The following is an 18,034-nucleotide window of genomic DNA, read 5'->3' as shown; positions in this document are numbered from 1 at the left end:
AACAGGTGGGAGCTATTCAGTCTTATCTTTAAACCTGTCTCTTATACACATCTAGATGTGTATAAGAGACACCTAGGACACCGCCCTTTCACGGCGGTAACAGGGGTTCGAATCCCCTTGGGGACGCCACTTACTTTTTCTAAAGTAGGTATGTGTTATTAAGATAAAAAACTTTCTGTTCAAGCACTTCTTACGTTCGTCTATAAAATACCTCTCTAAATTAAATATTTAGGTTTATCAAAGCCTAGAGTCACGATATTCACTCAAGTATTGTTCAACCTCAAAAGACTTAATTAAAAGTATCTGTGTTTTTTATTCAGGGCTTATAAATATTCTACTTGTTAATCTACATAAAACTTCCAAAAAATGAGGAGGATTTATGGCAAGTGGATGGGCGCGAGATGGCGCAATTCAAGATCAAATAGATGCAAGTGTTAATGATGCAGTGCAATACGCAAGAAGTAACCTAATTTCAGGAGCGAGCGCTGAGCTTTGTGATGAGTGTGACGAGAGAATACCACAAGCAAGAAGGTTAGCATTACCAGGCGTGCGCTACTGTATTTCATGCCAAGCGGAATTAGAAGGGCTACCAAGTAATGCTAACGCGTTTAATCGCCGTGGCAGTAAAGATAGTCAATTACGATAAAGGTGCTCAAGGCACCTTTTTTTATGGGTAAAATACTACCCGTGATTATTTATGATTTTTTCTGAATAAGTTCAATTGCATATCCATCAGGGTCTTTAACAAATGCAATTTCCGTTTTGCCACCTTTTACTGGACCTGGTTCACGACTAACGTTACCGCCAGCTGCTTTGATATCCCCACAGGCCTTATAAATATCATCAAATTCAATCGCTATATGGCCATAGGCATTACCTAAATCGTAGCTGTCAATATCCCAGTTATAGGTCAGTTCAAGTACTGTTGTATCAGTTTCATCACCGTAGCCGACGAAGGCAAGGGTATAGCGATACTCTTCATTATCTGCACGACGTAACTCTTTCATACCTAGCACATTAGTGTAAAAGGCAATTGATTTATCTAGATCAGCAACCCGTAACATAGTATGTAGTAAACGCATTTAAATTTACCTCAATTTATTCTTTGAAATCTGTAAAGTACGATTATAAGCAATTCCTAATCATAAAACTGTATTACGCGATATTTTTACTTCTCAACTTTACCTTTAAGGACATATATTTCGCCATCAAAACTGCCCTGAATCGTTAACCCTTGTCCTGCAAGCTCCTTCAGATAGTCTATATGCTCTTGTGTAATATGTTGCCCCGGAACCAAAAGCGGAATTCCTGGCGGGTAGGGCGTAACTAAACCGGCGCAAATGCGGTTGTTACTTTTGCTAATAGGTACCGATTCGCGCTCGCCATAAAAAGCTTCGCTTGGAATACAGGCTAAGTCTATAGCTGGTAAATTCTCCGGTAAGCGAGAACGTCGCGTCGATGTGGCTAGTTTTACCTTGCCACTATCGAGTTTTTTTAACGCATTGTATAAGCGAATGATCTTCGAGCGCGTGCCGCCAAGAGTCAGTAACACCAAAATAGTACTGTGGGTGTATTTTTCTATTTCTAAGCCAATTTCATCCAGCAGATACTTATGAATATCTTTTAATGAATAGGGTAATTCGCTAATGTCGATAAGAATTTTTAGCGGGTCGTGGCCCATGTTATCATCACTAAAGTGCGGGAATATTTCCGTAAACTCTTGTTTACCAAGCACTTTAATCTGCTTTAGTGATGCCATCTGTTGCTTAAATTCGTCTACATGATTTAACAAGGCATTGAGTAACTTATAGCCTTCCATCTCCAATTGTTTTTGGCACACATCAAGAGAAGCGATAAGCTGATATTTCGGCGATGTACTGGCATAAATACTGTAAATCTCGCGAAAGAAGTCAGCATCAAAATCAGGATCGTTTACATGGATATACGATGCCTGAGAAAACGCCGATACCACTTTATGCGCTGAATGAGTAACATAATCAGCGCCAGCATGAATCGCAGAATAATACCGTAAACTTGGATGAAATAGCGAGTAAGCAAACCACGCTTCGTCGATAAACACCTTAATACCATGTTGATGAGCAAACTCGACTACCTGTTTAAGGTCACTCAGTAGGCCATCGTAAGTACACCCTGTTAGTACCAGCAATTTCGCATCGCTGTTCTGCTCAATTGTTTGTTTGATATCAGCCAATGACGGTGGCGCAAAAATCCCATATTTAGGGTTTAAAATACTCGACAAATAAATGGGTAAACTGGCTGATTGCAAAATGCCATAGTGCACAGATTTATGGCAATTACGGTCAATAATCACTTTATCGCCTTTGCGAAGCAGTGTCTGCAAGATGATTTTATTTGAAGTGGATGACCCATTAGTGACGAAGTAAGTGTGCTTCACCTCAAACGTAGCAGCAGCTGACTCTTGGGCACGGCCAATGGTATTGGTGCTATCTGATAATGAGCCTAACGAATCGACTGACACCGACAAGTCACCCACAAACACATTACGGCCATAAAACTGATAAAAATCTTTAATATAAGGAGAATTTCTAAAGCTAGAACCGCCACTATGTCCTGGAGTGTGCCATGAATCGTTCGACTCGCCAACATAGCGACGGTACGCTGTCCAAAAAGGCGTTTCTGAGCGGTCATCGAAGTCATTGATCATATAACCTAAAATTGCTTCAGGGTCTGAGATTACTTCATCTTTAAAGAAGAATGACTCAATCTCCTCCGACTCATTAACAATTTCTAGCCCCTCTGTGTCGTCACCAATAACATACACAGGTAATTCAAGACGGATCCCCTTTAGATGCTCGATAAAACGACTATAAGTGCGTTCACCAACCTTATTTTGCACATCCCAACTAAGTACAACGGCCTGAATATCACCATCTTCCTTTACACACTCCAGTGCTTGTTCAAGTTCAAGGTACTCAATAATATCGATATGAATATCGTTTCGCTCAAAATTAGGGATAACTTTTGACAGATTCGTCGAAAGTTCTTTTAAGGTGCTAGGGTCTTGCTCAATTAACAATATACGAAGTAAGGGTAACATAGAGGGTCCGCACTATAATTTTATTTATGCTCAGTAGCATAACTAAAGGAATGATACTTGTGAAATTAATACTTTGGAAATGTTCCAATAATTACGGCAAATCACGAATAAACAGATTTTATTTGAATTGATTTACAAGGTATGAAAAATAAAAGGTGCCAAAGTTAGACACCTACTTTGAATAAACAAAAAAGTAACACTGGAATACGAATTAATAATTGAGCTTATTCTTATAAGCCTGATAATTGAGGTTTATTATTAACAATCGTGCTAAATGAACGTTTTTTATTTACGGATCTATTCTACTTTATCTTTAAACTCTTTAGGCACTACTTTTTCGAGCTTCTCTTCTACTTCAACAAGGTTCTTCCCCATAGCAAACTTATCAAGGTTTGAGTCGGCCAGCCGAAAGATAATAAAAGTAGATGCAAAAGGTAATACCTATAGGATGCTTTTATTAACTTCCTGACTGTTACTATCGATATAGCATTATTTACCCTAATTAAACAGCTAACAGTCAGCTAACAGTCTCAATAGTTTTAGTTTTTTAAAACAATGTTTTGGCCTACTAAGTGCATTTTTTAAAAATCAATTCTAAAGGCCCGTGTTTAAAATACTTGAGCCAAAACACACTGAAAATTATGCTAATTATGCAAAAAACCAATGCGGAAAATATTGACAAGTCTATGGTTTGATTAACGAGTAAGCCAGTTGCCTCAAGAATTCCCATGCCAATAATGACATGTGCTACATACAGAGTTAACGTTAACTGCCCAGTTTTGCTTAGCCACTCAATTAACCGGTTGGTAGGAAATACACTTGCTAGTTTTAGAGAAACCAGCAAAACAAGAACGGCAGAGCTTGCAGCTGAAAACATATATTGTGGCAACGGCGGTATTATTGACGTGGTTAACAAAAACTCAATTTCATCTTTTGACATGCCAATAGACGGGTCATCTCCTGCCCACATTCTCAGCATATAGAAGCTTGCTTCTACAATAAGTAAAATACTTAAAGACCATGTAAACAAAGACTTCCTTACATTAGTATTGGATAAATCTTGTTTACCCAACCATATGCCAAATAGCAAGAAACCACACCATGGTAAAACTGGGTGATAACCATTAAAGAAAAGGTGTCTAATCACTCCTTCAGTTGTCCAAAAACCAGAATAACTAAGCTCAAGCCAATCCCATCCTTTTTCGTAATCAAAGAATAGCCACATTAATGGAAATGCAAAAACAAAACCGATAGATGCACTGAGCAGTTTCTTGCTGCTAAGAGTAAATAATAATGCAGCTATCAAAAAATAGAATGCATAGAATTTCAAGATGTCGGCTTCCCAAATAGGTGTAAAAGCCAAGCCAATCAAAAGTAGTAAAACAGACCTTTTTATCAAAGAGGTTCTTACTTGCTTGATGTGTTCAAGTGATCCACTGGTAACACATTTTTTAGTTAAATATGCAATACCTATACCCGCTAATATAACAAACAAAGCCGAAGCCCGACCTTCGAATAGAGCCGCAAACTCTATTAATTGTGGTGTGCCAATATCGGCGTTCATGGCTAACTTAAAGTTGACAATAACCATACCAAAGAGCGCTAACGCTCTTGCAAAGTCAATACCGATTAGTCTATTCACTCTCTTGCTCCACAGAATTCATTTTTAACTTTTGAGACATTGCTGTATCATAATGGAACTTAATAGATGATACAAGGCTGTCTCATAAAATGGATGCAAGAACAAATAATTCGAGAAAAAAAATTATTCAATCGGGGTTAAAACTGTTTATTCAAAATGAGGATTCAACGCTAGTTGACGTGGCTAAAAGGGCTGAAGTTGGTAGAGCAACGGTGTACCGCCAATTTAAGCATAAGGAAGCGCTTCAAGAAGAGATTGCGTTATATTGTTTAGACCGCTTTGACGAAGTAAATATGTCCGTTGAAAATAAAGCTAAAGACTCATTGGATGCTATTAGGCTTGTATTCGAAAATACTTTGCCGTTATACGAGGAATTCGCTTTTTTGCAAAAGTTCGAGAAGATGTTTCAGAAAAGTGAAAAGCTTCAAGTTCGTATGCAACAGCAAGATAACGAGATACGAGAATTGATAAAACTTGCGAAAGATGAGGGGTTATTAAGTAAGCACTTCTGTGTTGATTGGATTTTTTATTTTTTTGAAGGTTTATTGTTCGCAGGTTACAAGATGAGTCATCTAGATAATTACAGTTCAGGTAAGGCAGCACATTTAGCTTTTTTATCGTTCAAGAGTGGGGTTGCTTCATAACCCCCTGCAAGAATATAGATGTAACATTAATTTACTGAAGACAGTTACTACGCCAGCATAACCCCTGAGCCATTCAACGAGCACACTTAGCTGCTAAAAGAAGTGAGTGAATCGTTATAAGTTTACTAGGCACATCTTGTGGTTAATTTATTTAAAAGATCAGTTTGCTACCTATCAGTTCTTTTTTTGGGGGGAAATCGACACAACTTAAGCCAGCTATGTCGCAACTTGACACTGGGTAAGCCAAAGCTAACGTCCGCTTTCGTACCTTAACAGGTGGGAGCTATTCAGTCTTATCTTTAAACTCACATAAATCTTCAATAATACAGCTGCCACATTTGGGCTTTCGTGCAGTACACACGTAGCGGCCATGTAAAATGAGCCAGTGATGTACATCGACTTTAAATTCTTTGGGGGATCACTTTTTCGAGCTTTTGCTCAACCGCTACAACGTCTTTACCCATAGCAAGCTTAGTACGGTTTGATACACGGAATATGTGCGTGTCTACGGCAATGGTCGGCCAGCCAAAATATAATGAACGTAGAACGAAAATACTTACTTTTTCAAGACTGCTTTGAGCGAAAACCTGTCATTGATATTGAATAATATAAAAGTCAATTGGGTGATCAAACTCTGCTTTGCGCATATATTCACGAAAATGAGCGACGCGCGCATATTGTTCTATTTAACTTTACTTTAAAGTTTGAGAAAACTTAGAGATAGTAATACTTCGCGTTATTTGCTAAAACTATTTAATGTAGAAAAATGAGCGTGGAGTCGGCAGAAATATATGTGATGAGCGCACTAATATTAAATTATCATTAGGTTTGAGACCGAAGCTAGAATGAGCGTGGATAATAAAGTACTAGAAAATAAGCAGTTCATATGGGAAATGCTAAAATCAGGTAAATGGACTAAAGAGCATCTTCTGTCGCTTAAATTTAAAGCTAATGACCAAAATTGGAATGTAGCTTTAAGAGCAGCTCAAAAATGGGCGTATTCCAACGTCATTCAAAAATCCTTGAAAAATAACAAAGAAAAAATTAAGAAAAAAAGGAAGCAGGATCCTGAAAGAGAAACACATGAAAAACACATCGCAGACGAAAAAATTATTGAATACGAAAAGAAAGAAAAGAAGTTTCTAATTAGCCAAATAAAGGCCCACAAGAATTTTAAGAAAAATATGGCTTTAAGATTGCCTAATTTAGAGCTTTACGAGCTAGAAAACTTGAACCGCATGCTAATCGCGAGCACCGAAAGTATTGAGCCTGGCGGGACCCGATATAACAACATGCAACATCGCTTTGAAAGCGTAAAAGACTCAACAAAATGGCATTCTCGGGCTGGTAAATTTAGGCGAAAGTGATGAGGTTTTATTCTAACGTCAGCATCGGCTTGCAGGCTGGCCGCGCTGCTTAATGTTTTACTATCGTCCGCTTTAAATTCTCAGGCATACTTCGGCAATGAGCGATGAGCAGACGCCCAGAAAAACTCGTTTTTGGACAGAAACGAGTTGCCACCAACTTCTTAAAGGTTTAATATATTTTTACTCTTTAGCGTTGGGATGATTCCTTGAATTAACCTAGTCGGGCGATTAGCCAGACTCTAACTTATTGAGCACATTTAGGGTTGCGTTATAAAGTTTTATAACGATCCTTCGTGCCTCAGGAGCGCTATAAAACTTTATAACGCTTCCTCTAGTAAAGAGTGTAAAAGAAGCGAACATTTAGTTCGCTTCTTTGTTTTCAAGAGAATGGATTTTGTCAGCAGAGTACGAAAAGGCCTTACAAGAACAGTTTGGCAGGTTAAACAAAGACAACTTTAAAGTTCAATTCGCAATCAAAACCCTATTTGTTTGTGGCGGGATAGTACACCCTGTAGACAAACAACTTCCTCCTGGTAGTTTTCGAGATAGACTAATGCGGTATACCGCAGAAAAAGGCATTGAGTTTCACGACTACATTGTTTTAGCCGAAGAGTTCAAAGATTACTACGCAGATGGTAACTATCGGGATTTACTAACTTTTGAAGATGATATAGCCAGTTTATCAACATTAGTTATTATATTTCTTGAAAGCGCTGGCTCGTTAGTTGAGTTAGGGCTTTATTGTTCTAGGCCTGCATTTTTTAAAAAACTTCTAGTTGTTGTTCCGAAGGATGAACTAGAAACAGAGGATTCATTCATCTATTTGGGTCCATTAAAATTTATCGAAAGCAAAGTTGAAAATTCATTTTGCACATATCCTTTCCCTTCACTAAATGATGACGTTCAAGAAAATGAACCTGAATATGACAATTATTACTTAGAAGATCTTTGTCATAATGTTGAAGAAAAAATTAAAAACACTCATAAAACAGAAAATTTTAAAGAAAAAATTTCTGGCCATATTTCGTATTTAATTGCGGAAATTATTCGACTGTCTTTTCCCATTATGCTGGGTGAAATAGAAAAAGTATTAAAACACTTAGGAATTGAAGTACAGCAAGGCACTCTCCAACGAATCTTATATCTACTTAGAAAAATGAGGTTTATTGACAAAGAAAGAGAAAGCACCAATACATATTATTACCCTATTCATCGCGATAAAAAATTAGTAAATTTTGGCCGAACAACGGATAACAAAATAATAGATGACTCTACATTAACAATGGCATTACGTCTAACATATGTCACCGACGATTCTCAACTTGCAAGAAGAAGATTGAATGTACTGCAAAACGTCGTTCCCAAAATGGAAGAAGGTAACTAATGGATATAATGCTATTGTTAAAAACAATGCTAGTTATTAGTGAGTCAGAAATTCTAAAGTTTTCTGCAACAGCTCCACATAGGTATAAGAAATACCGCATCCCTAAGCGAAACGGTAATGGGAAAAGAAGAATAGCGCATCCTTCAAAAGAGTTAAAATTTATTCAACGACTTATTGTCAATAAATTAGAAAGCATATTACCTGTGCATGACTCAGCAAAAGCATATAAAAAAGGGGTTAGTATTAAAGATAATGCGCTTGCGCATAAAAATACCCGATACATGCTAAAAATGGACTGTAAAGATTTTTTCCCAAGCATTGAGCCACAACTATTCTTTAAAGTAGCAAGCAGTTGCGGGATAAACTTTTCGAACCTAGATAAGGAATTGCTTTCAAATTTACTGTTTTACAAGTTAACTCGCAGAAGTAGACTGAAACTTAGTATTGGCGCACCCAGTTCGCCATTAGTTTCTAATTTTGTAATGTATTTTTTTGATGCTGCAATTTATGAATATTGCTCAGAATTAGGAGTAAATTATACCCGTTATGCAGATGACCTAACATTTTCAACAAATAGAAAAGAGGTTCTGTTTGAATTCCCAAAAGTTATTAGCGAGCAATTAAAAAAGCACTGTAATGGTTCAATCAAAGTTAACTCAATTAAAACTGTTTTTTCTTCAAAGGGACATAATCGGCACGTCACTGGAATTACAATAACCAATGACTCAAAACTTTCGCTAGGCCGCTCAAAAAAGCGCACGATATCGTCATTAATCCATAAGTACAGTTTGGGTATTTTAACTGACGAACAAAAAGATTGTTTACGAGGCCATATATCGTTCGCCAAATTTGTTGAACCAGCTTTCTTTATCCGAATGGAAAAAAAGTATGGTAAAGAAGTAATTCAATCAATATTTTCAGATTAGATTTATAATTTTTGTAGCTTGTTTTGGGGCTGAAACGAGTTAATCATGAATGTCCGCTCATGGCACAAAGCAGGCTTTAATTACTCTATTTTCTCTTTAAACTCACACAAGTCTTCAATAATACAGCTGCCACATTTTGGTTTACGGGCAACGCAGGTATAGCGCCCATGTAAAATGAGCCAGTGATGTACATCGACTTTAAATTCTTTGGGGATCACTTTTTCGAGTTTTTGCTCAACCGCAACCACGTCTTTACCCATAGCAAGTTTAGTACGGTTTGATACACGGAAAATATGCGTATCAACTGCAATTGTCGGCCAGCCAAAAGCAGTGTTCAGTACTACATTAGCAGTTTTACGGCCAACGCCAGGCAGGGCTTCTAGGGCTTCACGATTTTCTGGCACTTCACCGTTATGCTGATCTACCAATATTTGGCACATTTTATATACATTGGCTGCTTTGGAATTAAACAACCCAATGGTTTTTATGTAATCACGCAGCGTGTCGTGGCCAATATCTAAAATTGCTTGTGGTGTATTAGCAACCGGAAATAATTTACGAGTGGCTTTATTTACCCCAACATCGGTGGCTTGTGCTGAAAGCGTAACGGCAACTAATAACTCAAACGGGCTTGAATATTCAAGCTCCGTTTCAGGATGTGGATTGTCGTCGCGTAAGCGAGTGAGTATTTGGTGACGTTTTTCTTTATTCATGTAACTTAAAACGCATTAGCTTTATTAAGTTAATGCGTTTTCCCCTTAAGTTAAGCTAGTTACACGCGCTCTAGGGCCTTTTTCAGCTTCTGGCGGTGCGACTTGTTTTGATTTTATTTGTGCATCAATTACATTTTTAGCGGCAATCAGCAGACCAAGCCCTAAGAATGCGCCCGGTGGTAAAATGGCCAATAAAAACTGGCTATCAAAGCTAAATACTTCAATGCGCAATATAGCAGCCCAAGGCCCGAGTAATAAATCGGCACCATCAAATAATGTGCCTTGTCCAATCAGTTCTCGCATAGCGCCAAGTACAACCAGAACCAACATAAAGCCTAAGCCCATCATTAAGCCATCAAAGGCGGATAAGTGCACTGGATTTTTTGAGGCAAACGCTTCTGCACGGCCAATAATGGCGCAGTTGGTTACAATTAACGGAATGAAAATCCCTAAAGATTGGTAAAGGCCAAAAGTGTAAGCGTTCATTAACAGCTGCACAATTGTTACAAAACCGGCAATGATCATCACAAACACAGGTATTCTAATATCTTTAGGTACCCAGTTACGCACTATTGATACAGTAATATTAGAGCCTACTAATACCAATAAGGTTGCTAAGCCTAAACCTAGCGCATTAGTAATTGTAGAGGTAACAGCGAGTAAAGGGCATAAACCTAATAACTGTACCAAGGCGGGGTTATTTCCCCATAAGCCTTCTTTGTAAAGGGTTTTTAATTCGCTCATGGCGTTACCTCTGGGCATGCGTTTGCTGCTGTGAACAGAGCATCAAAGTTATCTTGTGCATAAAGTACCGCGTTTTTGACTGAGCCTACAACGGCACGAGGTGTAATTGTAGCGCCAGTAAACTGATCAAACTGACCGCCATCTTTTTTAACAGCCCAACGATCGTCGCTTTCGCTTTGTACTGTTTTTGCATTAAATGTGGTGATCCAGTCTGATTTTTTTATTTCAACTTTATCACCTAAACCTGGTGTTTCTTCATGTTTGGTTACCCTTACACCCGCAATGGTACCATCGCGATATACTGCACTTAGTAAGTTTATATCACCACTGTAGCCGCTAGGGGTGACATGACGAATGACTAATGCCACAGGTTCGTTATCTTTTCGGGCACGATAAATAACTTGGTTGTCGTATGGCCCTAGTAATGGATCAGATATAATTACACAATCTTGCGATAGCTCATTGCTGTATTTGGAATGCGGCAATACTTCTTGAAGCTGATTAGTTAATTGCAACTGCTCTTGCTCTGCAATTTTATCAGCGGTAAGTGTATTAATTGTGGCAACGAGTCCCGTTGTTAGTAACGCAAACCCACACAATATTGCGCCATTTTTTACCATTGAAGAAATAATCATTTTACTGCTCCATGGCCATAGGTTCTTGGTTGTGTATAGTAATCGATAAGCGGTACCGCTATGTTTATTAGCAACACCCCAAATGCAACTGCATCAGGAAAACCACCAAAGGTGCGAATTAAATACACGATTAAACCAATTGCTGCACCATAAATAAGGCGACCTCGATTGGTGGTTGCAGCTGATACAGGATCGGTGGCGATAAAAAAGGCCCCCAGCATAGTCGCACCACTAAACAAGTGAAACACTACACCCGGCTCAGTGCCTGGCGAGGCAATATAACCAATTGCTGCGCATAAGCTTAAGCTTGCAATAAAACTCACTGGTATATGCCAGTTAATTACTTTTGTTTTTAACAGGTAAAGGCCGCCGAGTAAGAAGGCTAAGTTAACCCATCCCCAACCTAGGCCAGTCCACTCATTAAATACGCTCTTTTGCATGCTCTCTGTCACCGTTAGTCCGTGAGCAATATCTGTTTTTAAGGTATCAAGTGGGGTAGCCATTGTGCTGCCGTCTATTCCTACTCGGAGCTGATCTAAGCTGTATCCTAACGTGGTAAAGTCGCTAAAGATTAAGCTTAACTGCTGGCTAAAAGTAATACCCGTATTAAGTAATTCTGTAACGGGTAACCAAGCAGTCATTTGCACAGGGAACGACACTAATAAAAGCACATAGGCTGCCATTGCAGGGTTAAATAAATTAAACCCTAAACCACCATATAGCTGTTTAACAATAACTATGGCAAACAAACACCCTATAACAATAATCCACCAAGGCGCTAAAGGCGGAATACTTATTGCCAATAACACACCGGTAAGCCATGCACTGCCATCGCTTAATGCAGGCCAAATAGGGCGCTTACGCATTAACATAACGGCTGCTTCAAATGCGCTTACACACACTAACGCTAATAATAATTGAATAAGGACACCGGTGCCAAAAAATACAACTTGTGCAATAACACCAGGAATACAAGCCGCAATCACAGTTAACATTAACCGTGTCACAGATTTGTGACTATGATTGTGGGGTGAACTGGCCATGGTTAGTTTCATGACTGATCATTTCCTTCTTTTTGTTGCTTTTTAGCTTTAGCGCGAGCAATAGCGGCGGCTACGGCGGCTTTCTTTTTTTCTTGAGCTGTTTGCTGTGAACCTTCTGAAGATTCATCGTTGCTTGGTGGCTCAGTGTTTTCACTTTGTTTTGCTAATTCATCAGCCTGCGCTGCTTTTTTGGCTTTAGCGCGGGCAATAGCGGCTGCCACGGCAGCTTTTTTATCATCGGCGGCGACAGGTGATTCACTTGCTATGTCATCGTTTGCTGTTTGCTCAGCAGCTTGCGCTGCTTTTTTGGCTTTAGCACGGGCAATGGCTGCAGCGACGGCAGCTTTTTTATCATCGGCAGCAACTGGAGATTCACTTGTTGTGCTATCGTTTGGTGTTTGCTCAGCAGCTTGCGCTGCCTTTTTAGCTTTAGCGCGGGCAATAGCGGCAGCGACGGCGGCTTTTTTATCATCGGCAGCGACGGGTGATTCATTTGCAGTGTCATCACTTGCTGCCTGCTCATTAGCTTGTGCTGCCTTTTTGGCTTTAGCACGAGCAATAGCGGCAGCGACGGCAGCTTTTTTATCATCGGCAGCGACGGGTGATTCACTTGCAGTGTCATCGCTTGCTGTTTGCTCATTAGCTTGTGCTGCCTTTTTGGCTTTAGCGCGGGCAATAGCGGCTGCAACTGCTGACTTTTTGTCATCTACAGCTTCGTCATCACCATTACTTTGTGCTTTTTGCTCTTTATAAAGGCGAGCTTGCTCTTTACGGGCAGCGCGTTCTTTTGCAACTTCACTGTTATCTGGCTCAAGTTCGCCACCTTGCTTTTTAGCTTTAGCACGCGCAATTGCCGCTGCTACAGCTGATTTATTGTCACCATCGCTGGTTTTATCTTTAACGCGGGCAAGGGCATCGGCTACTTTTTGCTGTTCTTCGGTTGATTTAGCTGCTGGCTTACGTTTGTGACGATTTTTTCGCTCAGCCTGCTCTTGCTCTAAACGCGCTTTACGTGCATCAAATCGTTCTTTAGCGCGATCAGATTTTATCTTCTCGGCAATTTGCTCTTTAATCTCAACTTTTGCAACGCGGTAGTACTGAACGAGTGGTATTTCACTTGGGCAAACATAGGCACACGCGCCACATTCAATACAATCAAATAAGTTATGTTCTTGGAGTTTGTCGTATTCTTTTGATTTAGCAAACCATTGTAATTGTTGTGGCAATAACGAGGCAGGGCAGGCATCGGCACAGGCACTGCAGCGAATACAGGCTTTTTCTGGGCCAGGCTCTGCTAATTCTTTGTGATCTGGGGCAAGTATGCAGTTTGTTGTTTTAACAACGCCAATACGAACCGTTGGTAAGGTAAAGCCCATCATAGGGCCGCCCATAACGACGCGCTGTTGCGGCACAGGTGAAAACCCTTGGCAATCAAGTAAGTGTTTTATCTCAGTACCTAATAGCGCCCATACATTACCTGGATTATGTATAGTATTGCCGGTAACGGTAACAACACGTTCAATTAACGGTTTACCTTCGTATACGGCTTGCTGTATCGCAAATAAAGTGCCGGTGTTATGTACTAAAATGCCGATATCAGCAGGAATGCCACCATTAGGAACTTCACGGTTAGTGAGTAGTTTGATCAGCTGTTTTTCACCGCCAGAGGGGTAAACCGTGGGCACGGTTTGTATTAAAATATGCTCGTTATGCTTCGCCGCTTCTGTCATGGCTGTGATAGCCTCGGGCTTATTATCTTCAATACCAATAATACACAGGGTAGGATTGAGCAGCTGTTGCATGAGCTCAATACCTTTGATTATTTCAGCGGCATGTTCGCGCATTAAAGTATCGTCAGCCGTGATGTAAGGTTCACACTCAACCGCGTTCACGATTAAAAATTCAATCGGCTGCTTAATATCTGCTTTAACGTAGGTTGGAAAACCTGCGCCTCCCATGCCAGAGATCCCCGCATTATGAATAATATCAACCAGTTCATCGTGTGATGCATTGGCTGGGTTTGCTAAAGGCGATAGTTCACACCAGGTATCGTTGCCATCGGGTTCAATAATAATGCTTAATTCAGGCAAGGCAGAAGGGTGCGCTGATGGCATAGGCGTTATATCAATAATAGTGCCTGAAGTCGGTGCGTGCACAGGTACCGACCAGTTAGCAGAAGGCTTAGTTAATGGTTGACCTTTTAATACGTGCTGGCTTTTTTCTACAATTAATTTACCGCTAGCGCCAATATGCTGCTTTAAAGGCAAAACGAGTTTTTCAGGCAAAGGAAGGCGCGCAATAGGCGCATTATTAGATAATGACTTTTGCTGAGGAGGGTGTACGCCGCCAGGAAATGCCCAAACGGTGCCTTTTTTTATTTGTTCAAGTAACTTTTCCACTCAAACCTCTAATCTATTTGGGTAACAGGAATAGCGTCTAGTTGCCATTTCCAAGTTTGTTTTGTTGGTGCAACAGGTAGCATGTCAATACAATCGACCGGACAAGGTTCAACGCATAAGTCGCAGCCTGTGCATTCGTCAATTAGAACAGTGTGCATTTGACGGGTTGCACCAACAATGGCATCAACAGGGCAGGCTTGAATACATTTGGTACAGCCAATACATTCGTCTTCGCGAATGTAAGCCACCGTTTTAACTGGCTCGGCTTGTTCGCCGCCGGCTAAGGGTTTAGCCTCAACACCCATCAAATCGGCCAATTTCTTAACTGTGGCATCACCACCGGGTGGGCACTTGTTTATCTCATCGCCATTGGCAATGGCTTCTGCATAAGGGCGACAACCAGGATAACCACATTGACCACATTGTGTTTGTGGCAAAATGGTATCGATTTGCTCCACTACAGGATTACCTTCAACTCGAAAACGTACGGCTGCAAATCCTAAAATTAATCCGAAAATTAACGCCAGTAAACCCAGCGCTATTAAAGCGTACAACAAGGTCATATTAAAACTTCACTAATCCAGTAAAACCCATAAAGGCCATTGACATTAAACCTGCCGTTATCATTGCGATTGAAGCACCTTTAAATGGAGTGGGGACATCTGCTGCGGCCAAACGTTCGCGCAATGCCGCAAATAAAACTAAAACTAATGAAAAACCCACTGCGGCACCAAACCCATAAACGGCAGATTGTAAAAAGGTGTGATCTTCTTTGATATTTAATAAAGCAACACCGAGTACTGCACAGTTAGTCGTTATTAAAGGTAAAAATATTCCCAGTAGACGGTATAACGTTGGACTGGTTTTTCTAACAACCATTTCAGTAAATTGAACAACCACTGCAATAACTAAAATAAAGCTCATTGTTTTCAGGTAGGTGATATCTAGTGGTAATAAAATATACTCGTTTACTAAATAACTGGTCACAGAGGCAAGCGTTAGCACAAAGGTAGTTGCTAAAGACATACCTATGGCGGTATCAAGTTTTCCTGATACACCCATAAACGGGCAAAGGCCTAAAAATTGTACTAATACAAAGTTGTTAACTAACACTGTTCCAATTAATAACAAGACGTATTCTGTCATGTGTGCCTCACGCTAATAAAATCCCATGTATTATCCTTTTTTCTACTGCGATTAACAACACGTTGAGTGATTATCAGTTAAATAAACAACGTAAAATAACGGGCTAATTCTAAAGGGCCAAAATCTAAGAGCTTTGCAATTAAAAAGCTGTCTGCATTTTAACGGCTGAACAATAGCAAAAGCACACTTTAAAACGTAAAAAAGAGCATAAATGCTCTTTTTTATCTGAGTTAGGATGGGTTAGATGTCTTTAGGCTTTTCAATGTAATAACCCTGAACGCCATCAAGGCATAATGTTTCTACAATATGTTTTTCTTCTTGGCTTTCAACGCCCTCTGCAAAAACACTGACGCCAATTCTATGGGCAAGGTCGACCATTAAACGCATAAAGTACTGATTGTTTTTATCGTCTTCCAAACCACGTGTATAGCTTGCATCCATTTTAATAAAATCTGGTTTTAAATCTCTGAAAAATTTAAATGAGGTGAGTCCCACACCAAAGCGTTCTACCGTTATTCTGGCACCTACTCGATGCACCATATCAATAAAGCGTTTGCTTGCTTTAATATTTTGTTGAAGACCAAATTCACTCACTTCAAAAATTAATTTAGAGGCAATATGGGTATCTTTGAGTAAGCGGCGCTCTAACCAAATCATGAATTGGTCGCTGTGCGCGCTAGATGGGGTAATATTTAAGCCAAAATACTTTTCAGATAAATTACTCGATTTTATTCTTTCCAAAGACGATTCTATTATTAACTTGTCAATTTCAATGGCCATATCGAGCTTTTCAGCCATTGCTAAAAATGAAGCGGTAGGCAAAGCTTGGTTTTCTTCTGTTTTGAAGCGGGCTTGAATTTCAGCATAGGCTTTAATGCTTTTGCCTAAAGGCATAATATTTTGGATCACTAAATGGACGCTTTTAGACTCAATTACTTCGTTAATCACTTTACGCCAGTTTTGGTTACCAAATCCTGCGCTCACATTATTAACTAGATCAGTATCACGTTGCACATGCCACGCATTAGCTTGCTTAGACTGCGCCATGCTCATTGCATTATCAACAATAGAGAGTAACTCACCCAAAGGTTTTGATTTTTCATACCCTACAATACCAGTGTTTGCAACCGAGCTAAGCTCTTGGTTTTGCATATATTGAGTAAAGCGAGATTGTAAGTTCTCACCAAATTTTTCGGCTTCTTTCAACGGGGTATTTGGTAAAATTGTTATAAAATCAGAGCTGTTAACTCTAAAAACTTGGCTGCCGGAATAGGTGCCACTGATGCTGACAATAATATCTGCAACGGCTTTAATGTATTCATCACCTTTTTGATAACCGCGGCTTTGATTTATAGACTGCAACTCACTACAGCGAACGAGTGCTAAAGAGCCAAATGTACTTACTTCGGTGTTTTCAATATTCTTTTCGTAGTAATCAACAAACATATTGCGATTACCTAACTCAGTCACACCGTCTTTGTAGGCCTCACGTTTTATTGTGTGTGCAGCATTTTTTATATTGTCATTCTTACTTTTTAAAAAGTGCGATAAACGATTAAAGCTAGGAATTAAACTTTTCCCTAACTTAGCTAACTCTGGCGAATCAATTTTAGTCGCAAAATCATCGCCTAGTTGATTTTGGTTTATATAAATATCAATGACATCAGCAACGTCCGTACATATATTGTCATTAATGTGCTTAACAATGGTTTTCATTAATGCAATAGGTATTAGAGCGAGTAGGGTGCTAATAATTAAAATTATAAAAAAAGCAGTTTGAAACTGCTCACTCAAATGAGTGATGTTTATTTTAAATTCAACTTTTATATCGGCGTTATCATTAGTGGCATACTGAGGGCGCACTGAGTTATTGTTTGACTGAATAAGGTCTGCAATAACAGGTAATTGCGCTGAATTGTTAACTGAAAATACTTCCGCACCTTGATAATCACGTAAAGTAAAATGTGAAAAGATTTCACTGCTTGCAAGTGTATTTTTTAAGTTATCAGCAGAGAGGTCAGTTGCAGATAGGTTTTTAATATATTGCTCGACGGTCGCCTGCGCATTTTTTTGAGCTTTACCGATGGCACTATCAAAGTTTTGGCTAATAAAATAACATCCAGCAGTCACAAGAATCAACCAAGCCATCAGTTGTATAAAAATAAGTTTTTTAAATGCTGCCATTGTTTAATCTTTATATGTCAAAGGGGAGGACACAACCTCATGATTATTAAAATAATTATAGCTTGATAGAGAAAGTTATCAAATAGTTAGTTTTTGTAATCAAAAAGTTTTTTATTTTAATAGGAAAT

Annotated in this window: 16 protein-coding genes and 2 pseudogenes; 5 read left to right on the top strand and 13 right to left on the bottom strand. The window is 39.4% G+C overall.

Features of this window, described 5'->3' with window-relative positions:
• The first annotated feature begins 379 nt into the window (after positions 1-379).
• Positions 380-646, top strand: coding sequence for a DksA/TraR family C4-type zinc finger protein (locus P3J6_RS14605; protein WP_055013360.1), 267 nt, complete (start codon positions 380-382; stop codon positions 644-646).
• Between the two features lie 49 nt (positions 647-695).
• Here the strand turns inward: P3J6_RS14605 and gloA are convergent, their stop codons facing one another.
• The 4 genes and pseudogenes from gloA to P3J6_RS14585 form a co-directional block, all read right to left on the bottom strand.
• Positions 696-1,082 (bottom strand): lactoylglutathione lyase, encoded by a 387-nt coding sequence (gloA, locus tag P3J6_RS14600; RefSeq protein WP_198523418.1) that lies wholly within the window; start codon positions 1,080-1,082, stop codon positions 696-698.
• An 86-nt stretch (positions 1,083-1,168) separates the two neighbouring features.
• The gene (locus P3J6_RS14595) at positions 1,169-3,079 is read right to left on the bottom strand and encodes an aminotransferase class I/II-fold pyridoxal phosphate-dependent enzyme (protein ID WP_198523417.1); all 1,911 of its coding nucleotides are present in this window, start codon (positions 3,077-3,079) and stop codon (positions 1,169-1,171) included.
• A 312-nt stretch (positions 3,080-3,391) separates the two neighbouring features.
• Positions 3,392-3,493 (bottom strand): annotated as a pseudogene (locus P3J6_RS14590) (endonuclease III); the annotation flags it as partial.
• 154 nt (positions 3,494-3,647) lie between these two features.
• Positions 3,648-4,721: a DUF418 domain-containing protein gene (locus tag P3J6_RS14585; RefSeq protein WP_198523416.1), complete on the bottom strand. Its 1,074-nt coding sequence runs from the start codon at positions 4,719-4,721 to the stop codon at positions 3,648-3,650.
• An 89-nt stretch (positions 4,722-4,810) separates the two neighbouring features.
• Between P3J6_RS14585 and P3J6_RS14580 the strand changes: the two genes are divergently transcribed.
• Positions 4,811-5,365, top strand: a complete 555-nt coding sequence (locus P3J6_RS14580; RefSeq protein ID WP_198523415.1) for a TetR/AcrR family transcriptional regulator — start codon at positions 4,811-4,813, stop codon at positions 5,363-5,365.
• Positions 5,366-5,648: 283 nt separating this feature from the next.
• Here P3J6_RS14580 and P3J6_RS14575 read toward each other — a convergent pair.
• Positions 5,649-5,898: pseudogene (locus P3J6_RS14575) on the bottom strand (endonuclease III); the annotation flags it as partial.
• 318 nt (positions 5,899-6,216) lie between these two features.
• On the opposite strand from P3J6_RS14575, the gene P3J6_RS14570 reads away from it, so the two are divergent.
• The 3 genes from P3J6_RS14570 (at position 6,217) to P3J6_RS14560 (ending at position 9,042) form a co-directional block, all read left to right on the top strand.
• Positions 6,217-6,732: a hypothetical protein gene (locus P3J6_RS14570; protein ID WP_198523414.1), complete on the top strand. Its 516-nt coding sequence runs from the start codon at positions 6,217-6,219 to the stop codon at positions 6,730-6,732.
• A 394-nt stretch (positions 6,733-7,126) separates the two neighbouring features.
• Positions 7,127-8,116: a retron St85 family effector protein gene (locus tag P3J6_RS14565; protein ID WP_198523413.1), complete on the top strand. Its 990-nt coding sequence runs from the start codon at positions 7,127-7,129 to the stop codon at positions 8,114-8,116.
• A complete protein-coding gene (locus P3J6_RS14560; RefSeq protein WP_198523412.1) occupies positions 8,116-9,042 on the top strand; it encodes a retron St85 family RNA-directed DNA polymerase in 927 nt (308 codons plus the stop codon). The genes P3J6_RS14565 and P3J6_RS14560 overlap by 1 nt, the downstream gene beginning before the upstream one ends.
• Positions 9,043-9,122: 80 nt before the next feature.
• Here P3J6_RS14560 and nth read toward each other — a convergent pair whose 3' ends face one another.
• From nth to P3J6_RS14520, 8 genes are all read right to left on the bottom strand, one after another.
• A complete protein-coding gene (nth, locus tag P3J6_RS14555; protein ID WP_198523411.1) occupies positions 9,123-9,755 on the bottom strand; it encodes an endonuclease III in 633 nt (210 codons plus the stop codon).
• Positions 9,756-9,800: 45 nt separating this feature from the next.
• Positions 9,801-10,499, bottom strand: a complete 699-nt coding sequence (locus P3J6_RS14550; protein ID WP_008115234.1) for an electron transport complex subunit E — start codon at positions 10,497-10,499, stop codon at positions 9,801-9,803.
• A complete protein-coding gene (rsxG, locus tag P3J6_RS14545; RefSeq protein ID WP_055013368.1) occupies positions 10,496-11,134 on the bottom strand; it encodes an electron transport complex subunit RsxG in 639 nt (212 codons plus the stop codon). The genes P3J6_RS14550 and rsxG overlap by 4 nt, the downstream gene beginning before the upstream one ends.
• Positions 11,131-12,189, bottom strand: a complete 1,059-nt coding sequence (gene rsxD, locus P3J6_RS14540) for an electron transport complex subunit RsxD (RefSeq protein ID WP_008115238.1) — start codon at positions 12,187-12,189, stop codon at positions 11,131-11,133. Before rsxD ends, rsxG begins: the two co-directional genes overlap by 4 nt.
• On the bottom strand, positions 12,186-14,576 hold the full coding sequence (rsxC, locus tag P3J6_RS14535) for an electron transport complex subunit RsxC (protein ID WP_198523410.1): 2,391 nt from the start codon (positions 14,574-14,576) through the stop codon (positions 12,186-12,188). The genes rsxD and rsxC overlap by 4 nt, the downstream gene beginning before the upstream one ends.
• A gap of 8 nt (positions 14,577-14,584) precedes the next feature.
• Complete coding sequence (rsxB, locus tag P3J6_RS14530; protein WP_008115242.1) at positions 14,585-15,139, bottom strand: electron transport complex subunit RsxB; 555 nt, start codon at positions 15,137-15,139, stop codon at positions 14,585-14,587.
• Position 15,140: 1 nt separating this feature from the next.
• A complete protein-coding gene (gene rsxA, locus P3J6_RS14525) occupies positions 15,141-15,722 on the bottom strand; it encodes an electron transport complex subunit RsxA (protein WP_008115244.1) in 582 nt (193 codons plus the stop codon).
• A gap of 240 nt (positions 15,723-15,962) precedes the next feature.
• Positions 15,963-17,906: a bifunctional diguanylate cyclase/phosphodiesterase gene (locus P3J6_RS14520; protein WP_198523409.1), complete on the bottom strand. Its 1,944-nt coding sequence runs from the start codon at positions 17,904-17,906 to the stop codon at positions 15,963-15,965.
• Positions 17,907-18,034 lie beyond the last annotated feature (128 nt).

The sequence above is a fragment of the Pseudoalteromonas sp. 3J6 genome (assembly GCF_903995135.1).
In the GTDB taxonomy this organism is placed as follows: Bacteria; Pseudomonadota; Gammaproteobacteria; order Enterobacterales; family Alteromonadaceae; genus Pseudoalteromonas.
The sequence above is the reverse complement of the archived record's forward strand: the minus strand, read 5'-3'. Positions and strand labels throughout refer to the sequence as shown.

Bases quoted from the DNA above. Each gene is read 5' to 3' on its own strand.
- rsxD (WP_008115238.1), bottom strand. From the start codon at position 12,189: ATGAAACTAACCATGGCCAGTTCACCCCACAATCATAGTCACAAATCT.
- P3J6_RS14605 (WP_055013360.1), top strand. From the start codon at position 380: ATGGCAAGTGGATGGGCGCGAGATGGCGCAATTCAAGATCAAATAGAT.
- P3J6_RS14560 (WP_198523412.1), top strand. From the start codon at position 8,116: ATGGATATAATGCTATTGTTAAAAACAATGCTAGTTATTAGTGAGTCA.
- gloA (WP_198523418.1), bottom strand. From the start codon at position 1,082: ATGCGTTTACTACATACTATGTTACGGGTTGCTGATCTAGATAAATCA.
- rsxA (WP_008115244.1), bottom strand. From the start codon at position 15,722: ATGACAGAATACGTCTTGTTATTAATTGGAACAGTGTTAGTTAACAAC.
- rsxG (WP_055013368.1), bottom strand. From the start codon at position 11,134: ATGATTATTTCTTCAATGGTAAAAAATGGCGCAATATTGTGTGGGTTT.
- nth (WP_198523411.1), bottom strand. From the start codon at position 9,755: ATGAATAAAGAAAAACGTCACCAAATACTCACTCGCTTACGCGACGAC.
- P3J6_RS14595 (WP_198523417.1), bottom strand. From the start codon at position 3,079: ATGTTACCCTTACTTCGTATATTGTTAATTGAGCAAGACCCTAGCACC.
- P3J6_RS14550 (WP_008115234.1), bottom strand. From the start codon at position 10,499: ATGAGCGAATTAAAAACCCTTTACAAAGAAGGCTTATGGGGAAATAAC.
- P3J6_RS14580 (WP_198523415.1), top strand. From the start codon at position 4,811: ATGGATGCAAGAACAAATAATTCGAGAAAAAAAATTATTCAATCGGGG.
- P3J6_RS14520 (WP_198523409.1), bottom strand. From the start codon at position 17,906: ATGGCAGCATTTAAAAAACTTATTTTTATACAACTGATGGCTTGGTTG.
- rsxB (WP_008115242.1), bottom strand. From the start codon at position 15,139: ATGACCTTGTTGTACGCTTTAATAGCGCTGGGTTTACTGGCGTTAATT.